The sequence below is a fragment of the Streptomyces sp. GC420 genome, assembly GCF_009916105.1.
Lineage (GTDB): Bacteria > Actinomycetota > Actinomycetes > Streptomycetales > Streptomycetaceae > Streptomyces.
Genome location: NZ_JAAAXQ010000691.1, coordinates 1 through 1,987, shown reverse-complemented (window position 1 = coordinate 1,987; position 1,987 = coordinate 1). Strand labels below are relative to the sequence as shown.

Genomic DNA, 1,987 nt, shown 5'->3' with positions numbered 1-1,987 from the left:
CTTTCGATCGCACTCTGGGCGTCGCCGAGGGTGAGGAGTGCTTCCATCGGGACTTCCTTCCACCGCTGCCCCTCTTGCCCACCGAACTGCTGGAATTCGTGGCACAGTTCGCGCCAGGCGGCCGCCGTGTGCCGACCGAGGGCCGGCTCAGCCCTCGTTGTCGTAGAGGAGCTCCAGCTCGGACGCGTACTTCTCCTTGATGACGCGCCGCCGCATCTTCAGCGACGGGGTCAGTTCACCGGTCGCCGGGCCCCACTCACGGGCCAGCAGCTCGTACCGCTTGACCTGCTCCGTCCTGTTCAGCCGGGAGTTGGCGGCGGCGACCGCCCGGTCCACCTCGGCGCGTACGGCGGGGTGCGCGGCCAGCTCCTCGAGGCCGCCCGGCGTACCGATACCGTTGGCCGCCGCCCATGCGGGCCCCGCTTCGGGGTCCAGTACCAGCAGGGCGACGAGGTAGGAACGGTTGTCGCCGTGGACGAGCGCCTGCCCGATCAGCGGGTGTTCCTTGAGGGCGTTCTCGACCAGGGCCGGGGACACGTTCTTCCCCGTCGAGGTGATGATCATCTCCTTCTTGCGGTCGGTGATCCAGACGTAGCCGTCCTCGTCGATCCGGCCGATGTCACCGGTACGGAGCCAGCCGTCCTCGTCCAGTGCGGACCTGACCGAGCCGTCCGGCTGCAGGTAGCCGGAGAAGACGGACTCCCCGCGCACCTCGATCTCGCCGTCCTCCACGGTCCTGACCTCCACCGACGAGACGGCACGCCCGACGGATCCCAGCCGGAACCCGGTGCGGGGGCTGTTCGTCGTCGCCACGCCGGTGGTCTCGGTGAGCCCCCAGGCGTCCATGATGACGATGCCGAAGCCCGCCCAGAAACGCACCACGTCGATCGGCATGGGCGCGGAGGCACTGGCCGCCCAGGTGATCCGGTCGAGCCCGCCGGCGGCCAGCAGCGGCAGCAGGACCGCCTCCCGGTACCGGGCGTGGGCCGCTTCGAGTTCCGCGGGCGGCTCCTCTCCCCGTTCCCGGAATCCGACGTGCTCCCGCGCCGCCCGCGCGGCCTCCTCGATGACCGCCCGCTGCTCCCGCGGCAGCACGGCCAGCTTGGTCCGCAGGCCGGCAGCCAGCTTCTCCCAGATCCTCGGTACGCCGAAGAACTGCGCGGGCCGCACCTTCCGCACGGTGTCGGGCACGGTCTGCGGGGCGCCGCACAGGTAGACGTGCGAGGCGCGGTGACAGGGCAGGTAGATGCCCAGCATCCGCTCCGCGATGTGCGCGAACGGCAGGTAGCAGATGTGCTCGACGTGCGGCGGCAGTTCGACTACCGCGTCGAGTGCGACGGCGTTCGCGAGCACCTGGCGGTGGCTGAGCACCACACCCTTGGGTTCGCCCGTGGTGCCGGAGGTGTAGACGACGGTCAGCGGGTCGTCGGGCCGCGCGGTGTCCAGCGACTTCCCGAACTGCTCCGGCACCGGCTCCCTGACCAGCGCGGCGTACGGGAAGTGGCCGCCCTCCGCGCCGGGCTCGACCACGACGAGCCGGTCGAGCGGTGTGCCGGGATCGTCCAGCAGCGGCGCCCACAGTTCCACCTGCTCGGCGCCCTCGACGACGGCGATTCTCGCCCGGCAGTTGCGGGCGACGTGCGCCACCTGCGGCGGGGCGGAGGTGCCGTAGACGCTGACCGGTACGGCGCCGAGGCGAACCAGCGCGAGGTCGGACAGCCAGTGCTCCTGCCGGTTGGCCATCATGAGCAGCACATGGTCACCGCGGCCGACGCCCAGCGCCGCGTAGCCCGCCGCGAGGCGGGTGGTGTGCTCCCTGACCCCGGCCCAGCTCAGCGTGGTCCATCCGTCGTCCCGGCCGCCCGGCTCCTGCCAGGACAGGGCCGGCAGGCCGGGGTAGAGGCGGGCGTTCCGCTCCACGAGCAGGGGCAGGGTCTGCGGCTGCGCTGATGGTTCCCCTGGGGTGCGCGGGGCTGGTGTCATGGCG

General features: G+C 71.7%; 1 protein-coding gene. It reads right to left on the bottom strand.

Annotated elements, in window-relative coordinates:
- Window positions 1-147 precede the first annotated feature (147 nt).
- The gene (locus GUY61_RS37840; RefSeq protein ID WP_166634816.1) at window positions 148-1,983 is read right to left on the bottom strand and encodes a long-chain fatty acid--CoA ligase; all 1,836 of its coding nucleotides are present in this window, start codon (window positions 1,981-1,983) and stop codon (window positions 148-150) included.
- Between the last annotated feature and the right edge of the window lie 4 nt (window positions 1,984-1,987).